This is a genomic window from Pantoea sp. 1B4 (assembly GCF_016925765.1).
Taxonomy (GTDB): domain Bacteria; phylum Pseudomonadota; class Gammaproteobacteria; order Enterobacterales; family Enterobacteriaceae; genus Pantoea; species Pantoea agglomerans.
Genome location: NZ_JAEUWZ010000001.1, coordinates 1,042,518 through 1,064,991 on the forward strand (window position 1 = coordinate 1,042,518; position 22,474 = coordinate 1,064,991).

Genomic DNA, 22,474 nt, shown 5'->3' on the forward strand with positions numbered 1-22,474 from the left:
GCACCGTTAAGCTTAACCGGATGCACCATAACGAAATTATTTATGCCGTAACGCCTGGGCGCAAGCTTATGGAGAGATATTTGGGCGACACTTTCAGAAAGCAAGTGGTGCAAAGTGAAATTGGCGACAACGCGATGCGCGCTGCCGCACAGTAAAGCGGGCATCACGGCTGGAACAGACTCACGCCGATTTCATTTTCTTTACGGGTACGGGCGATCACGGACGCTGGGCTTTCCGCCATGCGCAGCCCCATCTCTTCTTCAGTACGCACCAGTTTGCCGCGCAGCGAGTTGGTGTAGACATCAACAATCTCAACATCCACAAAGCGGCCGATCATTTCAGGCGAGCCTTCGAAATTCACCACGCGGTTATTTTCGGTGCGGCCAGAGACTTCCATCACGTTCTTGCGGGAGATGCCTTCCACCAGAATACGCTGCACTGTGCCTACCATGCGGCGACTGATCGCCTGCGCCTGCTGGTTAATGCGGTCCTGCAGGATCCACAGACGCTGCTTTTTCTCCTCTTCGCTGACATCATCCGGCAGGTCAGCGGCGGGCGTGCCGGGACGGGCAGAGTAGATAAAGCTGAAGCTGACGTCGAAATTGATCTCGGCGATAAGCTTCATGGTCTGCTCGAAATCCTGCTGAGTTTCACCGGGGAAACCAATGATAAAGTCAGAGCTGATCTCAATATCCGGGCGCGCCGCGCGCAGCTTGCGGATAATCGACTTATACTCCAGCGCGGTATGAGCACGCTTCATCAGCGTCAGAATACGGTCTGATCCACTCTGAACCGGCAGGTGCAGGAAGCTCACCAGTTCCGGCGTATCGCGGTAGACCTCGATAATGTCATCGGTGAACTCAATCGGGTGGCTGGTGGTGAAGCGAATGCGGTCGATACCGTCGATGGCGGCGACCAGGCGCAGCAGCTCAGCGAAGGTACAGATTTCACCATCAAAGGTGGCACCACGATAGGCGTTAACGTTCTGGCCAAGCAGGTTAACTTCACGCACGCCCTGCGCCGCCAGCTGAGCGATCTCCAGCAGAATGTCATCGCTGGGACGGCTCACTTCCTCGCCACGGGTGTAAGGCACCACGCAGAAAGTACAATATTTGTTGCAGCCTTCCATGATGGAGACAAAGGCCGTCGGGCCGTCTGCGCGCGGTTCCGGCAGGCGATCAAATTTCTCGATTTCCGGGAAGCTGATGTCGACCACCGGGCTTTTGGTGCCGCGCACGGTGTTGATCATCTCCGGCAGGCGGTGCAGTGTCTGCGGACCAAAAACGATATCCACGCAGGGCGCACGCTGGCGGATATGATCCCCTTCCTGCGACGCCACGCAGCCGCCCACGCCGATAATCACATCCGGGTTGCGCTCTTTGAGTTTTCTCCAGCGTCCCAGCAGGTGGAATACCTTCTCCTGCGCTTTCTCACGAATAGAACAGGTGTTAAGCAGCAGAATATCCGCCTCTTCAGGAACCTCGGTCAGCGTATAGCCGTGCGTACTGTTCAGCAGATCAGACATCTTGGATGAATCATACTCATTCATCTGACATCCCCAGGTTTTGATATGCAGTTTTTTTTGTCATCGCGCTAACCATTGATTCAGTGCAGTGAAGTGCGGGGCGCGTATTGTAATGCTTTGATGCTGTTGTGACCAGCCTCAGGGCTTTTCTGCCAGCAATCCGGTTTTCCGGTACACTTTGCTTTATTCAGACCCGTGTTGCGCAGGCTGGCGGGAATAAGAGAGGGACATAAGCAATGCAGGATAATCAGTTTGATGTAGTGATTGTTGGCGGTGGCATGGTCGGTGCGGCGCTGGCCTGTGGACTGACGCAGCAACATTTTCGCGTTGCGGTGATTGAGCGTGCCGAACCCGCGCCTTTTGATGCCGACAGCGATCCCGATCTGCGAATTTCGGCGATTGGGTCATCCTCGGTGGGGTTGCTGAAGCAGCTCAACGTCTGGCCACGGGTAGAGGCGATGCGCAGCGCGCCCTATCGCAGGCTGGAAACCTGGGAGTGGCAGACGGCGCAGGTGAGTTTTGATGCGGCCTCGCTGGGGCTGCCCGAGCTGGGCTTTATGGTCGAGAACAGCGTGCTTCAGCGGGCGCTATGGGAGGAGATGCAGTCGCTGGGCGTGACCTGCTATTGCCCGGCCACACTGGAGAACCTGCAGCCAGAAAATGGCGGCTGGCGCATCGACCTCAACGACGGCGTTGCCTTACACGCCCGCCTGGTGGTTGGGGCTGATGGCGCGAACTCTCAGGTGCGACAGATGGCCGGGATCGGTATTCATGGCTGGAGCTATGCGCAATCCTGTTTACTGATCAGCGTGACCTGCGAACATCCGGCAGGCGATGCGACCTGGCAGCACTTTACGCCTCAGGGACCGCGCGCCTTCTTGCCGCTGTATGGCAACCGGGCCTCGCTGGTCTGGTATGACGCGCCTGCAAGAGTCCGGCAGCTACAGGCGATGCCGATGGCCCAGCTGGAAAAAGAGATAGCCAGCCATTTCCCGGCGCGGCTGGGACGTTTTAAAGCCCACGCGGCGGGCGGCTTCCCGCTGGTACGGCGTCACGCTTCACGGTATGTCCTGCCAGGACTGGCGCTGGTCGGTGATGCCGCGCATACCATTAATCCGCTGGCCGGGCAGGGCGTGAATCTGGGCTATCGCGATATTGATGCGTTGATTAATGTGCTGGTCAGCGCACGCGGTGCGGCGGAGGATTGGGCATCCGAGCGCGTATTGCAGCGCTATCACCGGCAACGTCGTAAAGACAATATGCTGATGCAGGGCGGCATGGATCTGTTCTATTTTGCCTTCAGCAATCAGCTGGCACCGCTGCGGTTTGCACGTAATCTCGGATTGATTGCCGCCGAACATTCCGGGGTACTGAAGCGGCAGGTATTGCGCTACGCGCTGGGGTTATAGCAGATTGCGCATGTTGGCTCGCCGCACGGCGGGCCTGCAATCAGGAAATCAGGAAGGGGAACGACAAAAACAACAAAGCCCGCAAAAGCGGGCCAGGTTGTGCAATTTGGCTGGGGTGCAGGGATTCGAACCCCGGAATGCTGGTATCAGAAACCAGTGCCTTACCGCTTGGCGACACCCCAATAATGGTGTTTTTCAAATTGTCTTTTGTATGGCTGGGGTGCAGGGATTCGAACCCCGGAATGCTGGTATCAGAAACCAGTGCCTTACCGCTTGGCGACACCCCAATTATATGGTGGCTACGACGGGAATCGAACCTGTGACCCCAGCATTATGAGTGCTGTGCTCTAACCAGCTGAGCTACGTAGCCAAATTGTACTGCATTTCAATGATGGCTGGGATACCTGGATTCGAACCAGGGAATGCCGGTATCAAAAACCGGTGCCTTACCGCTTGGCGATATCCCATTCGTCCGTTCTCAGCCTCGAGAATCATCGAAATTGGCTGGGATACCTGGATTCGAACCAGGGAATGCCGGTATCAAAAACCGGTGCCTTACCGCTTGGCGATATCCCATCCACGCTGCCGAATAATGAAATGGTGCGGGAGGCGAGACTTGAACTCGCACACCTTGCGGCGCCAGAACCTAAATCTGGTGCGTCTACCAATTTCGCCACTCCCGCAAAAAAAGATGGTGGCTACGACGGGAATCGAACCTGTGACCCCAGCATTATGAGTGCTGTGCTCTAACCAGCTGAGCTACGTAGCCATCTTTTTTTCGCGTTACCTTCATCGGCGTTGCGGGGCGCATTATGCGGAGTTGACCAGACAGCGTCAACAATTTTTTTACCGTTTTTTGCCAGATAATCGCTGTTTGACTGGCTTATAACCAGCCTGGATGTTTATTCGGCAATTTTTCAGTGAATACAACGCTAATCGTAAAAAAAATGGGCCGCAGCGGGCCCATTCTGGTTGCTTTCAGCCGGCTTATTTATAGGCTGACTGATGCACACCCACGGCACGACCAGAGGGATCGTCCATGTTTTTAAACGCTTCATCCCATTCAATCGCTTTGGCAGAAGAACAGGCGACCGATGGACCGCCAGGCACACACTCTGCCGCGCTCGCCAACGGGAACAGCTCTTCAAAGATCTCACGATAGAGATAGGCTTCTTTCGAACCCGGCGTGTTGAAAGGGAAGCGGAAGTGAGCGGTAGCCAGCTGCTGATCGCTGATTTGCTTCGCAGCCACTTCTTTCAGTGAGTCGATCCAGCTGTAACCCACGCCATCCGAGAACTGCTCTTTCTGACGCCACGCCACGCTCTCCGGCAGGTAAGAGGAGAAACATTCACGCAGAATGTGCTTCTCCATTTTACCGTTGCTGCCGCACATTTTATCGGCCGGGTTAATACGCATCGCCACATCCAGGAATTTTTTATCCAGGAACGGTACGCGGGCTTCAACGCCCCAGGCGGACATCGCTTTGTTGGCACGGGCGCAGTCGAACATATGCAGCGCCTGCAGTTTACGTACGTTTTCTTCGTGGAACTCTTTGGCGTTTGGCGCTTTATGGAAATAGAGATAGCCGCCGAAGACTTCATCTGCGCCTTCGCCCGACAGCACCATCTTAATGCCCATCGCTTTAATTTTACGCGACATTAAGTACATTGGCGTAGAGGCACGAATGGTGGTGACGTCATAGGTTTCAATGTGATAAATCACATCGCGAATGGCATCCAGACCTTCCTGCACGGTGAAATGAATTTCATGGTGTACGGTGCCCAGATGCTCCGCCACCGATTTCGCCGCTTTTAAGTCGGGTGAACCTTCCAGCCCTACCGCGAAGGAGTGCAGCTGTGGCCACCACGCATCACTTTTATCCTGATCTTCAACCCGCTTCGCCGCGTAACGCTTGGTCACGGCTGAAATGATGGAAGAGTCCAGACCGCCTGACAGCAGCACGCCGTAAGGCACATCTGACATCAGGTGGCTTTTCACGGACTCTTCCAGCGCATGTTTCAGGCCAGCGGCGTCGGTGGTGTTGTGCTCAACGTTTTTATATTCCATCCAGTCGCGCTGCCAGTAACGGCGGATCTCGCCATCGGTGCTGGAGAGGTAGCTTCCCGGCGGGAACTCTTTGATTGAACGGCAGGCAGGTACCAGCGCTTTCATTTCTGAAGCAACAAACAGGTTGCCATGCTCATCGTTACCCATATAGAGCGGGATGATGCCGATGTGGTCGCGACCAATCAGGTACGTTTTTTTTAACGGTGTCATAGAGGATAAAGGCGAACATGCCTTCCAGCTCATCGAGGAAATCGACACCTTTCTCCTGATAGAGCGCCAGAATCACTTCACAGTCAGAACCGGTCTGAAACGCGTAGCGATCGCTGAGTTCAGCGCGCAGTGCCTGGTGGTTATAAATTTCGCCGTTAACTGCCAGTACGTGGGTGTGATCGGCGTTGTATAGCGGCTGTGCGCCATTGTTAACGTCAACAATTGAGAGACGTTCATGCGCCAGAATAGCATGGTCATCGGCGTAGACGCCTGACCAGTCCGGGCCGCGATGACGCATTAAGCGTGAACATTCCAGCGCTTTTTTGCGCAGCTCAACAGGATCGGTTTTCAGATCCAGCACACCAAAAATTGAACACATAACTGACTCCTGAGCTCACCTTACGGCGATGTTATCTTTTGCGTTTGTCCGGCAGCCTGATGCTGCGTGATACATAAGAAAATGCGCTATTTGGTGCATTCAATGCAAGAGGAATCGTGATTTACTGATAAAAAGATTGCTTGCATGGCAATAAAATTGAATAAACGATAATTTTAAAGCCGATTCATTGATGGATCAGCAATAAAATAGCTTTTTCGAGCAGAAAGCAGACAGTAAAAGTGGGAGATATAGCGCAAAAAGGGGGGGACGCATCACAGATTAGCCGGATGCGTCATAAGAGAAATGAATCAGAACAGGTCGATATCGGCCACAGAAGGGTAGATCCAGTCCGGACGGAACGGCATGGCATCGATATCACTCAGCGTCGAGACGCCGGAGAGCACCAGCACCGTCTCCAGACCCGCCTGAAAACCGGCCAGAATATCGGTTCGCAGATTGTCACCGACAATCACGGTCTCTTCCGAGTGGGCCTGCATTTTGTTCAGCGCGGCGCGCATGATGTAGGGGCTGGGCTTGCCGACCACAAACGGGCGACGGCCTGATATCTTCTCAATACCCGCACAGAGTGCGCCACAGGCAGGAATAAAACCGCGCGCATGGGTATCCGGATTGGTGGCAATAAAGCGAGCGCCATTAGCCACGAAGAAGGCCGCTTTATGCATCATGTCCCAGTTGAACGAGCGCGTCTCCCCGACAATGACAAAATCGGGATTCACATCGGTAATGGTAAAGCCCGCTTTGTAGAGTTCATGAATCAGTGCGCCCTCACCAATCACATACGCCTTTTTGCCCTCCTGACGGCGCAGGAAGTCGGCGGTTGCCATTGCGGAGGTATAGAAAACGGAGTCGGGCACCTCGACACCGGCCGAGGCAAAGCGGTTAGCCAGATCCTGCTCGGTTTGCGAGGGATAGTTCGTCAGCACCACCAGCGGCATCTCTTTGGCCAGAATGCGCTGTAAAAACTCCTGTGCGCCGGGAACGGCCGTGTTGTCGTGCATCAGCACGCCATCGATATCACAAATTACGCTTTTAATGGTCATAGTCAGATCCGATGTGGCCCGCCACAGCAGCGGGTTAGCTTAGTCTTCCAGAAGATGTTGCAGCAGAATGCCGTTAAGCATGGCACGTTTAGCGAGCGCAAAGGCGCCAATAGCGGAACGATGATCCAGGGTGGAACGCACGACCGGCAGATTTTTACGGAAGGCCTCTAATGCCTGAGTATTAATGCAGCCCTCAATCGCGGGCAGCAGCACTTTTTCTGCTTCAGTGATCTCACCCGCCAGCACCACTTTTTGCGGATTAAACAGGTTGATCGCAATCGCGATAGCTTTGCCAAGATAACGGCCAACGTGCTCAACCACTTCGCAGGCCAGTGCATCACCCTGATTGGCCGCTTTGCAGATGTGAGATATCTGGCACGCCTCCAGCGTCAGTACGCTGGGATAGCCCTGATTCAGCAGATGGCGTACCCGATTTTCAATGGCGCCGTTGGCGGCAATAGTTTCAAGGCAGCCAAAGTTGCCGCAGTGACAGCGCTCGCCAAGCGGGTCGACCTGAATGTGGCCGATCTCGCCAACGTTGCCGTTGCTGCCGAGAAAAATATGGCCGTTGGCAATAATGCCGGCGCCCGTGCCACGGTGTAAACGCACCAGAATCGAGTCAGCACAGTCGCGGCTTGCACCGAAATAGTGCTCGGCCAGCGCCAGGCTGCGAATATCATGACCCACAAAACTGGTAACGTTAAAACGTTTTTTCAGGCTGGCGACCAGCGGCCAGCGGCTGACAGAGATGTGTGGCATATAGCGGATCACGCCGTTAATCGGATCGACCAGCCCAGGCAGGATCACTGAAATCGCGATCAGCTCGCGAATTTTACGCTGGTGCTGCTCAATGAAGCTGCTGATGGCGTTAAACAGCGCATGTTCCAGCGTCTCCTGAGTGCGTTCCGGCAGCGCATAATCTTCCTGCGCCAGCGATTTACCGCTGAGGTCAAACAGAGTCAGGGTGGCGTCGTTGCGTCCGAGGCGGACGCCGATGGTATGGAAATGGCGGGTTTCAGTGATAATGGAGATGGCGCGGCGACCACCGGTAGACGCCTGCTGGTCTACCTCTTTGATCAGGCCGCGCTCAATCAACTGACGGGTAATTTTGGTGACGCTGGCGGGCGCGAGCTGGCTAAGTTCGGCAATCTGAATGCGCGATATCGGCCCCTGTTGATCAATCAGCCGGTAAACCGCTGCGCTATTGAGTTGCTTAACAAGATCGACATTTCCTATTTGTGACTGGCCGCCAGTGGTCATTCAGTGCTTACTCGCTCAGGACGTCGTCTCCGTTGACAAACGTCTTTATGATTTTAAAGTCGCGCGTAAACACAGTCAGGTTCGCGATTTTTCCTGCTTCGATCGAGCCTGACTGCCTTTCCACGCCCATCGCCCGTGCCGGGTAGAGTGTTGCCATGCGCAACGCTTCGTCCAGTGCGATCCCTGCATGCTCAACGCTGTTTTGTACCGCTTCAATCATCGTCAGGGCAGAACCACTTAATGTGCCGTTTTCGTCGACACAGAGCCCATCGCGATAATAGATTGTTTTGCCTGCAAAAATAAACTCGCTTATGTCCGCGCCAGCCGGTGCAGTGGCATCCGTGACCAGCACCAGTTTGTCGCCTTTGATGCGTTTTGCATTGCGCACGTTAGCGTAATGTACATGTAAACCGTCCGCAATAATGCCGCAGTATACATCAGGCGAATCAAACAGCGCACCGATAAGCCCGGGTTCACGTCCGGCAAAGGTGGGCATGGCGTTGTAGAGGTGCGTCGCGAAACTCACACCAGCAGAAAAGCCCGCTTTAGCCTCTTCATAGGTCGCATTCGAGTGACCGGCTGAGACAATAATCCCGGCATCAGTCAATTGACGAATCACATCGCTACCCGCATTTTCAGGGGCAAGCGTGACTTTGGTGATGACGTCCGCGTTGTCGCACAGGTACTGCACCATTGCCGCATCCGGCAGGCGAATCAGCGCTGGATCGTGGGTGCCTTTTTTCGCTTTGCTCAGCCAGGGCCCTTCCAGATGCAGACCCAGCGCCTGATTCTGATGTTTCTGCAGGTAGGCGCGCATGGTTTCAATCGCCCGTTTCATCAGGGCGTCGCTGCTGGTTATCAGCGTCGGTAAAAAGCTGGTGCAGCCAGACTTTTCATTGGCGCGCTGCATCGTTTCCAGCGTTTCAATGCTGAGCGCCTCAAGGCTGTCATTGAATTGCACGCCACCGCAGCCATTGAGCTGGAGATCGATAAAGCCTGGCGCAATATTTGCCCCTGCCATATCCCGCTGCTCCATATCCGCCGGGAGCGCTTCACGCGGACAGACGCGCGCAATACGCCCATCGGCAACCACCACCGCGTGATTATCCAGAACCTCATGGCCACTGTAGATTCGACCGTTAACTAATGCGTACATCTTTCTTCTCCCGTCCTGGCCTGCTGTCACTCAGCGTAACAGCAGGGCATGACAATGTTCTGTTACACGCCTTTCATATTTTCCGCTTCCATTTCGCGGAAATATTTCACGGTTTTCACTTTCAGTTCCATGGTGGCCGGCTCATCGCACACTACCACCGATTTCGCGTGCAGCTGCAGGCAGCTGATGGTCCACATATGATTAACGTTGCCTTCAACCGCCGCCTGTAATGCCTGCGCTTTAACATGGCCGGTAACCAGAATCATCACTTCCTCTGCATCCAGCAGCGTACCGACGCCGACCGTTAGCGCATATTTAGGCACCTGATCAACGTCACCGTTAAAGAAGCGGGAGTTCGCCACGCGGGTGTCATGGGTCAGGGTTTTAATGCGGGTACGGGAAGCGAGAGAGGAAGCCGGTTCGTTAAAGGCGATATGACCGTCGTTGCCAACGCCGCCCATGAACAGGTGAATTTTACCCAGCGCGCGAATTTTCTCTTCGTACTGACGACATTCTGCGTCAATATCGGGGGCATTACCATTCAGCAGGTTGATATTTTCCGGTTGAATATCAACGTGATCGAAGAAATTGCGATACATGAAGCTGTGATAGCTCTCAGGATGCTCCTTTGGCAGGCCAACATATTCATCCATATTGAACGTCACGACGTTTTTAAAACTGACCTGGCCCGCTTTGTGCATATCAATCAGGTGTTTGTACGCTTCCAGTGGCGTACCGCCGGTTGGCAGACCCAGGACAAAAGGTTTATCCGCCGTCGGGTTAAACGCATTGATACGATTAACAATATGTCGGGCGGCCCATTTTCCCACCTGGGTTGGTGTCGCTAAAGGAATCAGTCTCATGTTTCACCTCAATTGAAAATAGAAAGGGGATGGCTAAGCCGTTGCGTGAGTCACCAATCTGAACAGATGATTCATTGTCGCCATGGCCAGCGCATAATTCAATATTTCGGATCATAAAATAAGTTTACGGTCATAGCCAGATGTTGCCGTATGAAACGATGTTTTTTAGTGATAAAAATCACACTTACCAGGCTTTTAATTTGCGAGGCGAATTAATTTATCATTACACTTCGCTGCGTGATATGAAGTGTATTAACGATCTTTGCAGCTGACATAACAACATTAAGCAGCGCAAAGCGACAAGTCAGGCTCATAGGGGGGAAGGGGATATGTTAGGTTACTTACAAAAGGTGGGGCGCGCACTGATGGTGCCGGTAGCAACCCTGCCAGCAGCAGCGATATTAATGGGCGTGGGCTACTGGATCGATCCAGACAGCTGGGGCGCAGGTAATGCGCTGGCGGCATTGCTGATCAAGTCGGGTGCGGCAATCATTGAGCACATGTCGGTGCTGTTTGCGATCGGTATAGCCTACGGCATGTCAAAAGATAAAGATGGTGCCGCTGCCCTGACTGGCTATGTCGGCTTTCTGGTGGTCACCACGCTCTGCTCACCAGCTGCAGTGTCGATGATTCAGAAAATTCCTTTGGATCAGGTTCCAGCAGCCTTTGGCAAAATTGAAAACCAGTTTGTCGGCATCCTTGTCGGTATTCTGTCGGCAGAGGTCTATAACCGCTTCAGCCACGTTGAACTGCCTAAGGCACTCTCTTTCTTCAGCGGACGCCGGCTGGTGCCGATTCTCGTTTCGTTCCTGATGATCTTTGTCGCTTTTATCCTGATGTATATCTGGCCCGTGGTGTTTAATGGTCTGGTTAACTTTGGTGAACATATCCAGAAGCTCGGCTCTGCCGGTGCCGGTATCTACGCCTTCTTTAACCGCCTGCTGATTCCGGTCGGTCTGCATCACGCCCTGAACTCGGTGTTCTGGTTCGATGTTGCGGGCATTAATGACATTCCTAAATTCCTTGGCGGTGCACAGTCACTGGCTGATGGATCGGCAACTGTCGGCATCACCGGTCGTTATCAGGCGGGCTTCTTCCCGATCATGATGTTTGGTCTGCCGGGTGCTGCGCTGGCTATCTACCACTGTGCGCGTCCTGAGAACCGCGTCAAAGTGGGTAGTATCATGCTGGCCGCGGCGTTTGCTGCCTTCTTTACGGGTATTACCGAACCGCTGGAGTTCTCCTTCATGTTCGTGGCACCTGTGCTTTATCTGATCCACGCCGTCCTCACCGGTATTTCTGTCTTCATCGCTGCCAGCATGCACTGGATTGCCGGATTTGGTTTCAGCGCCGGGCTGGTGGATATGGTGCTGTCGACCCGTAATCCGCTGGCGACACACTGGTACATGCTGATCCCGCAGGGTCTGGTCTTCTTCGTTATCTATTATGTGGTGTTCCGCTTTACCATCAAAAAATTCAACCTGATGACGCCGGGCCGCGAGCTGGCGGTTGATGGTGATGAAACTGATGGTTATGACGTTAACGTTGATAAAACGGATAGCGGTGAAAGTGCCACAGAGTCACTGGCGCGCCGCTACATTGGGGCGATTGGTGGTTCAGCTAACTTAACCAGCATCGATGCCTGTATCACCCGTCTGCGTCTTAACGTGAATGACTCGGCGCAGGTGAATGAGGCGGTTGCTAAGCGTCTTGGCGCGTCCGGCGTGATCCGTCTTAACAAACAGAGCGTGCAGATCATCGTAGGTACCCAGGCAGAAAGCATCGCCTCGGCCATGAAAAAAGTGCTGACCAAAGGTCCGGTCGCTGCAGCGGCTACCAGCAGTGCGCCGGCCGAGCCGGATGTTAAACCGCAGGCGGTGCTGAACAGTGAGAAGCAGGTCATCGCCACGCTGCTGGCGCCGGTCAGCGGTGAAGTCGTGGCGCTGGATGATGTGCCGGATGAAGCCTTTGCCAGCAAAGCGGTGGGCGACGGTCTGGCGATCAAGCCCAGCGACAAATGGGTAGTGGCACCGATTGCCGGTACGCTGGTGAAAATCTTTAACACCAACCACGCCTTCTGTCTGGAAACCGACAATGGCGTGGAGATTGTGGTGCACATGGGGCTGGATACCGTGGCGCTGGAAGGTAAAGGCTTCACCCGTCTGGTTGAAGAGGGGGCCAGCGTGGTCGCCGGTCAGCGAGTACTGGAGATGGACCTTGAATTCCTTAACGCCAATGCCCGCTCAATGGTGAGTCCGGTCGTGGTCAGCAACAGCGACGATTTTGCTGGTCTGACTTTACTGGCACAGGGTCAGGTAATAGCAGGGGAAACCCCGCTGTATGAAGTGAAAGGCTAATCCCCGCAACAGAACCCCACAGGCAGGAAGCGATTCCTGCCTTTTTTTGTTTTAAAGGCTTAACAAACGGTTGTTTCCCTCAGACGCTTTGTGGATCATACTCCGTTACTTCGTGGTACAAATCACCCGTTATTCGTATTGAGGATTTTTGAGATGAGTGAGGCTGAAGCCCGCCCAACTAACTTTATTCGTCAGATCATTGACGAAGATTTGGCGAGCGGTAAGCACAGCAGCGTGCATACCCGTTTTCCGCCGGAGCCCAATGGCTATCTGCATATTGGTCATGCGAAATCGATCTGTCTGAATTTTGGCATCGCCCAGGACTATCAGGGGCAATGCAACCTGCGTTTCGACGATACCAATCCGGTTAAAGAGGATATGGAATTCGTTGAATCCATCAAGCGTGACGTTCAGTGGCTGGGTTTTGAGTGGAGCGGTGAGGTCTGTTACTCATCAAACTATTTCGATCAGCTCTACAACTATGCCATCGAGCTGATTTCCAAAGGGCTGGCCTACGTTGATGAACTGAGTCCGGATGAGATTCGTGAATATCGCGGCACCCTGAAAGAGCCGGGTAAAAACAGCCCTTATCGCGATCGCAGCGTGGAAGAGAATCTGGCGCTGTTTGAGAAGATGCGAAACGGTGAGTTTGCCGAAGGCACCGCCTGTCTGCGCGCCAAAATCGACATGGCCTCTAATTTCATCGTGATGCGCGATCCGGTGCTTTACCGCATCAAGTTCGCGGAACACCACCAGACCGGCAATAAGTGGTGCATCTACCCGATGTATGACTTTACCCACTGCATCTCCGATGCGCTGGAAGGCATTACGCACTCGCTCTGTACGCTGGAGTTTCAGGACAACCGCCGTCTCTATGACTGGGTGCTGGACAACATCACTATTCCGGTTCATCCGCGTCAGTATGAATTCTCGCGCCTGAATCTGGAGTATGCGGTGATGTCGAAACGTAAACTCACTCAGCTGGTGACCGAGAAGCACGTAGAAGGGTGGGACGATCCGCGCATGCTGACCGTTTCAGGTCTGCGTCGTCGTGGTTACACCGCCGCTTCTATCCGTGAGTTCTGTCGTCGTATTGGCGTGACCAAGCAGGATAATATCGTGGAGATGGCCTCGCTGGAGTCCTGTATCCGCGATGATCTCAACGAGAATGCGCCCCGCGCCATGGCGGTTTTAGATCCGCTTAAAGTGGTGATCGAAAACCTGCCAGCAGGCCATAGCGAAATCGTCACCATGCCAAATCATCCGGGTAAACCGGAGATGGGCACGCGTGAAGTGCCGTTCAGCCGCGAGATCTGGATCGATCGCGCGGATTTCCGTGAAGAGGCGAACAAACAATATAAGCGTCTGGTGCTGGGCAAAGAAGTCCGCCTGCGTAACGCCTATGTGATTCGTGCTGAGCGGGTCGCCAAAGATGAAGCGGGCAACATTACCTGCATCTACTGCACCAGCGATGTTGATACGCTGAGCAAAGATCCAGCCGATGGCCGCAAAGTCAAAGGCGTGATTCACTGGGTTTCTGCGGATCACGCGCAGCCAGCTGAGTTCCGTCTGTATGATCGTCTGTTCAGTGTGCCAAATCCGGCTGCTGCAGAGGATTTCCTGGCGGTCATTAATCCTGAGTCACTGACCATCAAAAACGGCTTTGTTGAACCCAGCCTGCGCGATGTGGAACCAACAACACCGTTTCAGTTTGAACGTGAAGGTTATTTCTGCGCCGACAGCGTTTACTCGAAACCGACGCAACTGGTGTTTAACCGCACCGTCGGTCTTCGTGATACCTGGACCAAAACGGGCGAATAAATTTTTTGGGGCTGACCTCATAAAATGACAAAAGGGCGATTTATCGCCCTTTTTTTATTGCCCCGATTTTTACCATCGCCGACGTTTATTCTGCACTAACCACAACCGGTTCAATACCGCCTTGTGGGAGTAATCTGAGTTTAAAAAAATTAATCAATTTCAGGATGTGAATTGTCAGCTTTCAGGTAGGCTATCCGCTCTCAGAGGTTGCAAAGCGGGTTACAGAAGGAAAAAAATGACAGTTCTCGCCCAGGAAGCCAAACACAGTGTCGTCGTTTTACATCAGCTCATTGAACGTATTTTTAATCAGCCAGCCGGATCTGACGACAGTTTCCAGCTGCTGATGTCCTATTTTCATCCTGAATTTCGCATGGTGACCCCAAAGGGCAAAGAGTACAATCTGAACGAGGTCGAGGATCTTTTCCAGCAGTTACAAGGGCAGCGGGAAGGGATGCGCATTGCCACCTGTGAACATGTCATTCTCTCTCATCATGAAAAAGAGATCGTCGTACAGTATCGCGAAATGCAGATGATGAACGGCAATAACCAGAGCCGCATTTCGCTGGCCATTCTGGATTGCAGCAGCTCCATTCCACGCTGGCGCTATCTGCAGGAGACGCTGGTCGCCTGAGGTGAGGGCAGAAAACAGACGAAAAAAAACCGGTGAATTCACCGGTTTTTTTATTTCAGGCCGCGCCAGCGTTACTGGTCGTGCAGCGTTTCGTCTTCACGGCAATCGCCCAGCGTACAGTGTCCATAGAGATAGAGGCTGTGGTTGGTCAGCTTGATGCCATGGCGGGTCGCGATTTCACGCTGACGCGTTTCAATCGATTCGTCGCTGAACTCGATAACCTTGCCGCAATCCAGGCAGATCAGGTGATCGTGGTGATGCTGCTGCGTCAGTTCGAAGACAGACTTGCCGCCTTCAAAGTTGTGACGAGTCACAATACCAGCATCATCAAACTGGTTCAGAACACGGTAAACGGTCGCCAGGCCAATCTCTTCGCCAATGTCGATCAGGCGTTTATACAAATCTTCCGCACTGACGTGATGGCACTCAGGTTCCTGAAGCACTTCCAGAATTTTCAGTCTGGGCAGCGTTACTTTCAGGCCAGCCTTCTTTAATGCGGTGTTGTTGTCAGTCATGCGGATTTTGTCCTGTTACTAATATTCACTTTTGTGGCTTATCGCCTTGAATGTCGATCTGTGCTCATTCTCATTTGCGTCTCATTATAGAACTGAAGCGATGAAATGAAAACCAGAGGGCGTGTCTGAATCATCATGGGCTATTGGGGATTCGTCACCGGGCCGGGGAAGATTCTGACAGAGGTCTGTTAGCACATCACTTAGTCTTGCCGCTTGAGAAAATAAGCGGAAGATCGATGCGGGTATTCTACAGATTAAACGGAGAAAGTTAAAAAAAATGTGGCTATTATTTCTATAGGCATTTTCATTGCCTCAATGTGAGCTGGCGCTCACATTGAGTCGGGCAGGATCAGGCTTCGATGATCTCTTTCAGCTGCAGTTCATCAAAAATCTGCTTAACCCACTGGTCAACACGCTGGCTGGTCAGCTCAGGCTGGCGATCTTCGTCAATGGCCAGGCCCAGGAAGTGGGTGTCATCGGCCAGGCCTTTCGAAGCTTCGAAGTGGTAGCCTTCAGTTGGCCAGTGTCCGACAATGACGGCACCGTGCGGTTCGATAATGTCGCGAATCGTGCCCATGGCATCACAGAAATACTCTGCGTAATCTTCCTGGTCGCCACAGCCAAACAGCGCAACCAGCTTGCCGTTAAAATCGATCTCTTCCAGCGTCGGGAAAAAGTCATCCCAGTCGCACTGCGCTTCGCCGTAATACCAGGTCGGAATACCCAGCAGCAGGATATCAAACGCTTCCAGATCTTCTTTTGTGCTTTTTGCGATGTCATGGACTTCTGCAACATCTGTACCCAGCTGTTTCTGGATCATTTTTGCAATGTTTTCGGTATTGCCGGTATCGCTGCCGAAGAAGATGCCTACGAGTGCCATGAGTAAAATAACCTCTTAAATCCTGATGATGAGATGTGTGCCGCAGCACATTTCAGCGAATAATAGCAGACGAGAGAAAACCGGTGAACGGTTAAAGCCCCGACATTTGCTCCTGCGTGCGATTTGCCCACATTAATCCAGTTTGAGCTGTGCCAGTAGCATCTGTTCAATCAGTTCGCTACGGCTGAGATTGCGCTGTTCTGCCAGCGTATTGAGTGCATCGACGGCGTCACTGTTCATTTTCAGTTCGACACGACGAAGCCCGCGTCCTTTGTCACGTTTCAGTTGATTGCGCTTGTTAATGCGCAGCTGTTCATCACGCGAAAGCGGACTGGTTTTGGGTCGACCAGGGCGGCGCTCATCAGCAAAGAGATCGAGCGTCGTGCGGTCAGTCTGTTCTTTTGCCATGGCTTAGTAAAACTGAATGGGGGCGGGCGCCAGACACTCACCGCGCAGATTATAAATTATTGGCCATTGCCGCAGCAAAACTGACCCGCGGCAAAATTTTAGCGCGCCATCATACTTCACGCTTACGCCGGACGCCAATCCTAAACCTTTGCCGCCATCTATTTGCTTTTAAAGCGCAAAAAAAGCGACGGACACTGCGCAAAACGGCATCGGGTTTCTCTGCATGAACCCAGTGTCCTGCGCCACCGATCACATGCGCCTGAGCGGCCGGGAACTGCTGCAGCAACGCATCGCGATAGCTGTTATCCAGGTAGCTGGAGTCGCCGCCGCGAATAAACAGCGCCGGGTGATTCCAGGCGGGAACCGGCTGCCAGCCAGAGATCGTGGTGTAGTTATCCCACAGCACCGGGACGTTGAAGCGCCACTCCCCCCTCCTGGAAGGATTTCAGCAGGAACTGGATCACCCCTTCTTCCTCTATCAGCGTTCGCATGACCTTCGCCGCCTCGCTGCGGGATGAGACGCCCGCATCGGTGACGGCACGAATGCCGGCAAATATCTGGTCATGACGGCGCGTCTGGTAATCCACCGGGGCGATATCGATCATCACCAGGCGCTCAATGCGTTCCGGCACCAGCGCGCTCATGGTCATGGCGATTTTACCGCCCATCGAGTGTCCGATCACCGCGACACGATCAATGCCATGTGCATCCAGTGTTTCGACCATATCCTGCGCCATTACAGCGTAGTTCATCTCGTCAGATCGTGGTGAAAGTCCGTGGTTGCGGACATCTACCTGCAGCAACGGACCGGCATCTTTCAGCCCGCGCGCCAGCACGCCAAGGTTATCGAGACTGCCAAACAGACCGTGAATAAGCAGGATGGGCAGAGAATCAGCAGGGGATTGTTCAGTTTGCAGACGGGCGTTCAAAATCATAGCAAAGTTCTTAAGTTTGAGACCTGAGCTTAGGTTATCATGGTTTCACCTTTTCAGGCGCGCCGGTTCCGGCGGCATTAGGACATATTCTGACTTTTGCCCGTAAACCGTTTGTTTGCTAACAACCCGCCTGACTTTAACTTTATAATCCTGATGTTAGAACCCACACACCCTTTGAATTGCCTGACTATACTCAGAGCTTTTCAGGAAACAGGTGGTTCTGTCATGAGAAAGAACCGTACGGAATAAGATGAAAACGATCGAAGTTGACGAAGAGCTCTACCGTTATATTGCCAGCCACACGCAACACATTGGTGAAAGCGCATCCGACATTCTGCGTCGTATGCTGAAGTTCACGGCCGGTCAGACTGCACCCGCTTCGCCTGCACAGCCAGCCTCAAAAGATGCAGCGAAAGAGTCCCAGCCTGCGTCTGTGGGTTCGCGCCCGCAGGATCGTGTCCGCGCGGTGCGCGAGCTGCTGCTTTCCGATGAATATGCGGAGCAGAAGCGGGCGGTGAATCGCTTTATGCTTATCTTGTCAACGCTCTATCGTCTTGATACCGCAGCCTTTGCTGAAGCTACTGCATCTCTGCAGGGCCGCACCCGCGTCTATTTTGCAGGTGATGAGCATACGCTGTTGCAGAATGGCACCCATACTAAGCCGAAGCATGTGCCCGGCACGCCGTACTGGGTGATCACCAACACCAATACTGGTCGTAAATGCAGCATGATCGAACACATCATGCTCTCGATGCAGTTCCCTGCGGAACTGACCGAGAAAGTTTGCGGCACCATTTAAAACTTAAGCGTCAGGGAGCAGCGCCAATGGCCAATCACCCACGTGCCGGGCAACCCGCCCAGCAGAGCGATTTGATTAACGTTGCACAATTAACGTCACAATATTATGTCCTGCAGCCCGATGTGGCGAACCCGGAACATGCGGTGAAATTTGGCACGTCCGGCCATCGCGGCAGTGCAGGGCGTCAAAGCTTCAACGAGATGCACATTCTGGCGATCGCTCAGGCGATTGCCGAAGAGCGTAAAAAAGAATGGTATCACCGGGCCTTGCTACGTCGGTAAAGACACCCATGCGCTGTCAGAACCCGCCATCCTGTCTGTTCTGGAAGTGCTGGCGGCGAACGGCGTTGATGTGATTGTGCAGCAGGATAATGGCTATACGCCGACCCCTGCGATCTCGAATGCGATTCTTGAGCACAACAAAGCGGGTGGCGCGCTGGCTGACGGCATCGTGATTACGCCGTCGCATAACCCACCAGAAGATGGCGGCATCAAGTACAACCCACCTAACGGCGGACCTGCTGATACCAACGTCACCAAAGTGGTGGAAGATCGTGCCAATCAGCTGATCAAAGATGGCCTGAAAGAGGTGAAACGTCTGCCGCTGGAGCAGGCGATGGCCAGCGGTCATGTGGTCGAGAAAGATCTGATCCAGCCTTATGTTGAAGGTCTGGCAGAGATTATCGACTTCCCGGCGATTCAGAAAGCGGGCCTGAAGCTGGGTGTGGATCCACTGGGTGGTTCCGGTATTGCTTACTGGCAGCGTATTGCTGAGCACTACAAGCTGGATCTGACGCTGGTGAATGACGCGGTCGATCAGACCTTCCGCTTTATGCATCTGGATAAAGATGGCGTGGTCCGCATGGACTGCTCGTCTGAAAGCGCAATGGCAGGCCTGCTGGCTTACCGTGACAAGTTCGATCTGGCGTTCGGCAACGATCCCGATTATGACCGTCACGGCATTGTGACCCCGGCGGGTCTGATGAATCCAAACCACTATCTGGCGGTGGCGATCAACTATCTGTTCCAGCACCGTCCACAGTGGGGTCAGGATGTTGCCGTGGGTAAAACCCTGGTCTCCAGCGCCATGATTGACCGAGTGGTCAACGACATTGGTCGCAAGCTGGTGGAAGTGCCGGTGGGTTTCAAATGGTTTGTTGATGGTCTGTATGACGGCAGCCTCGGTTTCGGTGGCGAAGAGAGCGCAGGCGCTTCATTCCTGCGTTTCGACGGTACGCCGTGGTCTACGGACAAAGATGGCATCATCATGTGTCTGCTGGCCGCTGAAATTACTGCAGTGACCGGTAAAAACCCGCAGCAGCACTATGACGAACTGGCAGCGCGCTTTGGCGCACCAAGCTACAACCGTCTGCAGGCATCAGCCACCTCAGCGCAGAAAGCCGCGCTGTCGAAGCTGTCACCGGAGATGGTCAGCGCTGATACGCTGGCGGGTGATCCTATCACCGCTCGTCTGACTGCCGCGCCAGGTAATGGTGCATCTATCGGCGGTCTGAAAGTGATGACGGAGAATGGCTGGTTTGCTGCCCGTCCTTCAGGCACCGAAGACGCTTACAAAATCTACTGTGAAAGCTTCCTGGGCGCTGAACACCGCGCGCAGATTGAGAAAGAAGCCGTTGAGATTGTCAGCGAAGTGCTGAAAAACGCCTGATTAGTCGGGCAGATAAAGAGGCGCATCGCGCGCCTCAGACTGCTGGTAAAGCGCGGCCTTCATCGCTGTGAGGCCGTGTAGCTAGCTCAGGAAACGCGGCCAGATCGGAAAGACGCAAAAGCCGTCATCCATGACACGCTCGGCCCACGCCATCCCTGGCGTGGGACGCTTTCCTCTTCTGGCCGTGTTCCCTGCGCTTTGAATTTATTCATTGCGGTGAGATTCACAGGATTTGGCTTTATCAGCACTCTGAAGGCGCCTCTGGCGCCTTTTTTTATGGCATAAAGCGATAGCCGATCCCGGTTTCCGTCAGCAGATGAGCCGGTTGTGTCGGATTGGCTTCCAGTTTCTGGCGCAGATGTCCCATATAGATGCGCAGATAGTGGCTGTGCTCAACCGCATTGGGTCCCCAGACCTGGCTCAGCAACTGCCGCTGCGTCAGCACCTTGCCGGCATTGTTCAGCAGAATACTCAACAGACGAAATTCAATCGGGGTAAGGTGAATCTCGCTGCTGCCGCGCTGTACCCGTCGTGCGGCGAAATCGACGCTGACGTCGGCGAACGTCACCCTGGCATCCGGCTGCTGGCCACTATGACGACGCAGCGCAACCCGGACGCGCGCCAGCAGTTCGCCAATGCCAAAGGGTTTAGTCAGATAGTCATCTGCCCCCGCATCCAGTGCGGCGATCTTATCCTGCTCATCGCTGCGCGCTGACAGCACAATCACCGGTATGGCGCTCCACTGTCGCAGGTCACGAATGAAATCGGTGCCATCTCCATCCGGCAGACCCAGATCCAGGATCACTAAGTCCGGCTTGCGGGTCGCCGCTTCAATCAGTCCGCGTTGCAGTGTATCGGCATCAAACACCTTAAGGGCTTCATTTTCCAGCGCCAGCCGGACAAAGCGCCGGATCTCTTTTTCATCTTCAACGATCAAAACCGTGGTCACGCAATACCTGCCTTGAGTGGGGACCGAAGCGCTACTTTATCAACATTTTATGCTGGCGTCCGCGACCATAATCTGTCGGCCCTTTCAACGCTAACGCAACCAGGCGGTAACCTTTTTTGTAACTTAATTACAGGTTGATTCTTAAACAGCAAAAATAGCGGTAAATAAGTGGTCAGATGAGTAGTAAAATTACACAACCTGGCGTAAAGTTGAACACAGATCACATTCACACTATTTCACTTACCGGGAGGAGAAACCATGTATCGGGCTTATCCACGTTATAAAATTATTGCGCGACGTACGCTGGTGATTCTTCTCGGCGTACTGGCACTTCCTGTTATGCTGTTTCGACAGGATCGGGCACGTTTCTACAGCTATCTGCACCGCGTCTGGTGTAAGACCAGCGCCAAGCCGGTCTGGCTGGCGCAGGCTGAAGCGGGCGGTGGCGCGTTCTGGTGATTTCCCCTGCCGCAAAACAGGCCTGGTCATCTGACCGGGCTTTTTTTTGCGTTTTTTCTGAGAATAAGCGATCCGGAATCCCGTTTTAACCCTTTATTCCTGACCATTTTACGCTACACTTAAACCTCTACAAGATTTCAGAGGTTGTACAAGTATGAGCAAAAAAATCCCCGTTGGAATCAGTGCATGCCTGCTCGGCGACCGCGTCAGATTTGATGGTGGGCATAAGCGTCTTACTTTTGCGACCGACGATCTCACCCCATTTGTCCGTTTTGAGCCCATCTGCCCTGAGATGGCGATTGGTCTGCCAACGCCGCGCCCGGCATTGCGTCTGGTGAAGCAGGGCGATGATGAGCTGCATCTCTGCTTCAGCAAAGATGGCGGAGAAGAGGTTACGACGCAGATGCGTGACTGGTCTGCTGAGCGGGTAAAATCGCTGCATCACCTCTGTGGCTATATCCTCTGCGCCAAATCACCCAGTTGTGGCATGGAGCGGGTGCGGGTCTATGAGCCCGATAACAACAATAACCGCAAAGCAGGCACCGGTATTTTTACTGAATTCCTGCAGCGCGAGATGCCCTGGCTGCCGCTGGAAGAAGATGGTCGTCTGCACGATCCCGCGCTGCGTGAGAACTTTATCGGTCGTGTCTGCGCGCTGCATGAATTTAATCAGATGTGGGAAAGCGGTCTGACCCGGCAGGGACTGATCGCCTTCCACAGCCGTTACAAGCTGATGATGCTGGCGCATTCGCAGGAGAAATACCGCGAGCTGGGACCCTTTGTCGCCTCCATGAGCCAGTGGGAGTCGCTGGACGCGTTTGCCTTTGAGTACCGCAATCGCATGATGGAACTGATGTCACGTCCCGCCTCACGTCGCAATCACACCAATGTGCTGATGCATGTGCAGGGCTATTTCCGCACGCATCTGAGTTCACCGCAGCGCCAGGAGCTGGCAACGCTGATTGACCGCTATCGTCAGGGCACACAACCGCTGCTGGTGCCGATTACCATTCTCAAACACTACATGGCGGAGTACCCGCACCCGTGGCTGGCCCAGCAACGCTATTTCGATCCCTATCCCGAAGCCTTGTGCTTACGCTACGGACAGTAATACAGGAGGAG

At 53.7% G+C, this 22,474-nt stretch carries 16 protein-coding genes, 7 tRNA genes and 3 pseudogenes; 8 read left to right on the forward strand and 18 right to left on the reverse strand.

Annotated features, from left to right (window positions below):
• Positions 1–163 precede the first annotated feature (163 nt).
• Positions 164–1,576, reverse strand: a complete 1,413-nt coding sequence (gene miaB / locus JNO11_RS05075) for a tRNA (N6-isopentenyl adenosine(37)-C2)-methylthiotransferase MiaB (protein ID WP_325177646.1) — start codon at positions 1,574–1,576, stop codon at positions 164–166.
• 185 nt (positions 1,577–1,761) lie between these two features.
• On the opposite strand from miaB, the gene ubiF reads away from it, so the two are divergent.
• Positions 1,762–2,934, forward strand: coding sequence for a 3-demethoxyubiquinol 3-hydroxylase (ubiF, locus tag JNO11_RS05080; protein WP_022626049.1), 1,173 nt, complete (start codon positions 1,762–1,764; stop codon positions 2,932–2,934).
• Positions 2,935–3,041: 107 nt separating this feature from the next.
• Here ubiF and JNO11_RS05085 read toward each other — a convergent pair.
• The 12 genes and pseudogenes from JNO11_RS05085 to nagB form a co-directional block, all read right to left on the reverse strand.
• Positions 3,042–3,116 (reverse strand) — tRNA-Gln (locus JNO11_RS05085).
• A 30-nt stretch (positions 3,117–3,146) separates the two neighbouring features.
• Positions 3,147–3,221, reverse strand: a tRNA-Gln gene (locus JNO11_RS05090).
• A gap of 6 nt (positions 3,222–3,227) precedes the next feature.
• Positions 3,228–3,304 (reverse strand) — tRNA-Met (locus JNO11_RS05095).
• Between the two features lie 22 nt (positions 3,305–3,326).
• Positions 3,327–3,401: transfer RNA gene (locus JNO11_RS05100), tRNA-Gln, on the reverse strand.
• A 34-nt stretch (positions 3,402–3,435) separates the two neighbouring features.
• Positions 3,436–3,510 (reverse strand) — tRNA-Gln (locus tag JNO11_RS05105).
• Between the two features lie 22 nt (positions 3,511–3,532).
• Positions 3,533–3,617: transfer RNA gene (locus JNO11_RS05110), tRNA-Leu, on the reverse strand.
• 9 nt (positions 3,618–3,626) lie between these two features.
• Positions 3,627–3,703: transfer RNA gene (locus tag JNO11_RS05115), tRNA-Met, on the reverse strand.
• Positions 3,704–3,921: 218 nt separating this feature from the next.
• Positions 3,922–5,590: pseudogene (asnB, locus tag JNO11_RS05120) on the reverse strand (asparagine synthase B).
• Between the two features lie 308 nt (positions 5,591–5,898).
• Complete coding sequence (locus tag JNO11_RS05125) at positions 5,899–6,651, reverse strand: HAD-IIA family hydrolase (protein ID WP_010260664.1); 753 nt, start codon at positions 6,649–6,651, stop codon at positions 5,899–5,901.
• Positions 6,652–6,690: 39 nt separating this feature from the next.
• Positions 6,691–7,911, reverse strand: a complete 1,221-nt coding sequence (locus JNO11_RS05130) for an N-acetylglucosamine repressor (RefSeq protein WP_010260667.1) — start codon at positions 7,909–7,911, stop codon at positions 6,691–6,693.
• Between the two features lie 7 nt (positions 7,912–7,918).
• Positions 7,919–9,067: an N-acetylglucosamine-6-phosphate deacetylase gene (gene nagA, locus JNO11_RS05135; RefSeq protein ID WP_060679664.1), complete on the reverse strand. Its 1,149-nt coding sequence runs from the start codon at positions 9,065–9,067 to the stop codon at positions 7,919–7,921.
• A gap of 62 nt (positions 9,068–9,129) precedes the next feature.
• Positions 9,130–9,930 (reverse strand): glucosamine-6-phosphate deaminase, encoded by an 801-nt coding sequence (gene nagB / locus JNO11_RS05140; protein WP_010260676.1) that lies wholly within the window; start codon positions 9,928–9,930, stop codon positions 9,130–9,132.
• Positions 9,931–10,259: 329 nt separating this feature from the next.
• Here nagB and nagE point away from each other — a divergent pair, with 329 nt between their 5' ends.
• The 3 genes from nagE to JNO11_RS05155 all read left to right on the forward strand — a co-directional run bounded on the left by nagE (position 10,260) and on the right by JNO11_RS05155 (position 14,739).
• Entirely contained in the window at positions 10,260–12,287 is a 2,028-nt protein-coding gene (gene nagE, locus JNO11_RS05145) for an N-acetylglucosamine-specific PTS transporter subunit IIBC (protein WP_033771135.1), read from the forward strand.
• A gap of 153 nt (positions 12,288–12,440) precedes the next feature.
• The gene (glnS, locus tag JNO11_RS05150) at positions 12,441–14,108 is read left to right on the forward strand and encodes a glutamine--tRNA ligase (protein ID WP_010671287.1); all 1,668 of its coding nucleotides are present in this window, start codon (positions 12,441–12,443) and stop codon (positions 14,106–14,108) included.
• A gap of 235 nt (positions 14,109–14,343) precedes the next feature.
• Entirely contained in the window at positions 14,344–14,739 is a 396-nt protein-coding gene (locus tag JNO11_RS05155; protein ID WP_010260686.1) for a hypothetical protein, read from the forward strand.
• 71 nt (positions 14,740–14,810) lie between these two features.
• Here JNO11_RS05155 and fur read toward each other — a convergent pair whose 3' ends face one another.
• The 4 genes and pseudogenes from fur to ybfF all read right to left on the reverse strand — a co-directional run.
• Positions 14,811–15,254: a ferric iron uptake transcriptional regulator gene (fur, locus tag JNO11_RS05160; protein ID WP_009091454.1), complete on the reverse strand. Its 444-nt coding sequence runs from the start codon at positions 15,252–15,254 to the stop codon at positions 14,811–14,813.
• 349 nt (positions 15,255–15,603) lie between these two features.
• The gene (gene fldA / locus JNO11_RS05165) at positions 15,604–16,134 is read right to left on the reverse strand and encodes a flavodoxin FldA (RefSeq protein WP_010260687.1); all 531 of its coding nucleotides are present in this window, start codon (positions 16,132–16,134) and stop codon (positions 15,604–15,606) included.
• A gap of 132 nt (positions 16,135–16,266) precedes the next feature.
• Positions 16,267–16,542 (reverse strand): LexA regulated protein, encoded by a 276-nt coding sequence (gene ybfE, locus JNO11_RS05170; protein ID WP_010260688.1) that lies wholly within the window; start codon positions 16,540–16,542, stop codon positions 16,267–16,269.
• Between the two features lie 178 nt (positions 16,543–16,720).
• Positions 16,721–17,477, reverse strand: a pseudogene (gene ybfF, locus JNO11_RS05175) (esterase); the annotation flags it as partial.
• Positions 17,478–17,727: 250 nt separating this feature from the next.
• Here ybfF and seqA point away from each other — a divergent pair.
• Positions 17,728–18,276, forward strand: a complete 549-nt coding sequence (gene seqA, locus JNO11_RS05180) for a replication initiation negative regulator SeqA (protein WP_010260690.1) — start codon at positions 17,728–17,730, stop codon at positions 18,274–18,276.
• A gap of 26 nt (positions 18,277–18,302) precedes the next feature.
• A pseudogene (gene pgm, locus JNO11_RS05185) lies at positions 18,303–19,944 on the forward strand (phosphoglucomutase (alpha-D-glucose-1,6-bisphosphate-dependent)).
• A 274-nt stretch (positions 19,945–20,218) separates the two neighbouring features.
• On the opposite strand, the gene kdpE reads toward pgm, so the two are convergent.
• Entirely contained in the window at positions 20,219–20,893 is a 675-nt protein-coding gene (kdpE, locus tag JNO11_RS05190) for a two-component system response regulator KdpE (RefSeq protein ID WP_010260694.1), read from the reverse strand.
• A gap of 258 nt (positions 20,894–21,151) precedes the next feature.
• Here kdpE and JNO11_RS05195 point away from each other — a divergent pair, with 258 nt between their 5' ends.
• Positions 21,152–21,352: a YbfA family protein gene (locus JNO11_RS05195; RefSeq protein ID WP_325177033.1), complete on the forward strand. Its 201-nt coding sequence runs from the start codon at positions 21,152–21,154 to the stop codon at positions 21,350–21,352.
• Positions 21,353–21,506: 154 nt separating this feature from the next.
• The gene (locus JNO11_RS05200; protein WP_010260698.1) at positions 21,507–22,463 is read left to right on the forward strand and encodes a 2-thiouracil desulfurase family protein; all 957 of its coding nucleotides are present in this window, start codon (positions 21,507–21,509) and stop codon (positions 22,461–22,463) included.
• The last annotated feature ends 11 nt before the right edge of the window (positions 22,464–22,474 follow it).

Excerpts from the sequence above, each read along its gene's own strand:
- ubiF (WP_022626049.1), top strand. The coding sequence starts at position 1,762 with ATGCAGGATAATCAGTTTGATGTAGTGATTGTTGGCGGTGGCATGGTC.
- JNO11_RS05125 (WP_010260664.1), bottom strand. The coding sequence starts at position 6,651 with ATGACCATTAAAAGCGTAATTTGTGATATCGATGGCGTGCTGATGCAC.
- JNO11_RS05130 (WP_010260667.1), bottom strand. The coding sequence starts at position 7,911 with ATGACCACTGGCGGCCAGTCACAAATAGGAAATGTCGATCTTGTTAAG.
- nagA (WP_060679664.1), bottom strand. The coding sequence starts at position 9,067 with ATGTACGCATTAGTTAACGGTCGAATCTACAGTGGCCATGAGGTTCTG.
- nagB (WP_010260676.1), bottom strand. The coding sequence starts at position 9,930 with ATGAGACTGATTCCTTTAGCGACACCAACCCAGGTGGGAAAATGGGCC.
- nagE (WP_033771135.1), top strand. The coding sequence starts at position 10,260 with ATGTTAGGTTACTTACAAAAGGTGGGGCGCGCACTGATGGTGCCGGTA.
- glnS (WP_010671287.1), top strand. The coding sequence starts at position 12,441 with ATGAGTGAGGCTGAAGCCCGCCCAACTAACTTTATTCGTCAGATCATT.
- JNO11_RS05155 (WP_010260686.1), top strand. The coding sequence starts at position 14,344 with ATGACAGTTCTCGCCCAGGAAGCCAAACACAGTGTCGTCGTTTTACAT.
- fur (WP_009091454.1), bottom strand. The coding sequence starts at position 15,254 with ATGACTGACAACAACACCGCATTAAAGAAGGCTGGCCTGAAAGTAACG.
- fldA (WP_010260687.1), bottom strand. The coding sequence starts at position 16,134 with ATGGCACTCGTAGGCATCTTCTTCGGCAGCGATACCGGCAATACCGAA.
- ybfE (WP_010260688.1), bottom strand. The coding sequence starts at position 16,542 with ATGGCAAAAGAACAGACTGACCGCACGACGCTCGATCTCTTTGCTGAT.
- seqA (WP_010260690.1), top strand. The coding sequence starts at position 17,728 with ATGAAAACGATCGAAGTTGACGAAGAGCTCTACCGTTATATTGCCAGC.
- JNO11_RS05195 (WP_325177033.1), top strand. The coding sequence starts at position 21,152 with ATGTATCGGGCTTATCCACGTTATAAAATTATTGCGCGACGTACGCTG.
- JNO11_RS05200 (WP_010260698.1), top strand. The coding sequence starts at position 21,507 with ATGAGCAAAAAAATCCCCGTTGGAATCAGTGCATGCCTGCTCGGCGAC.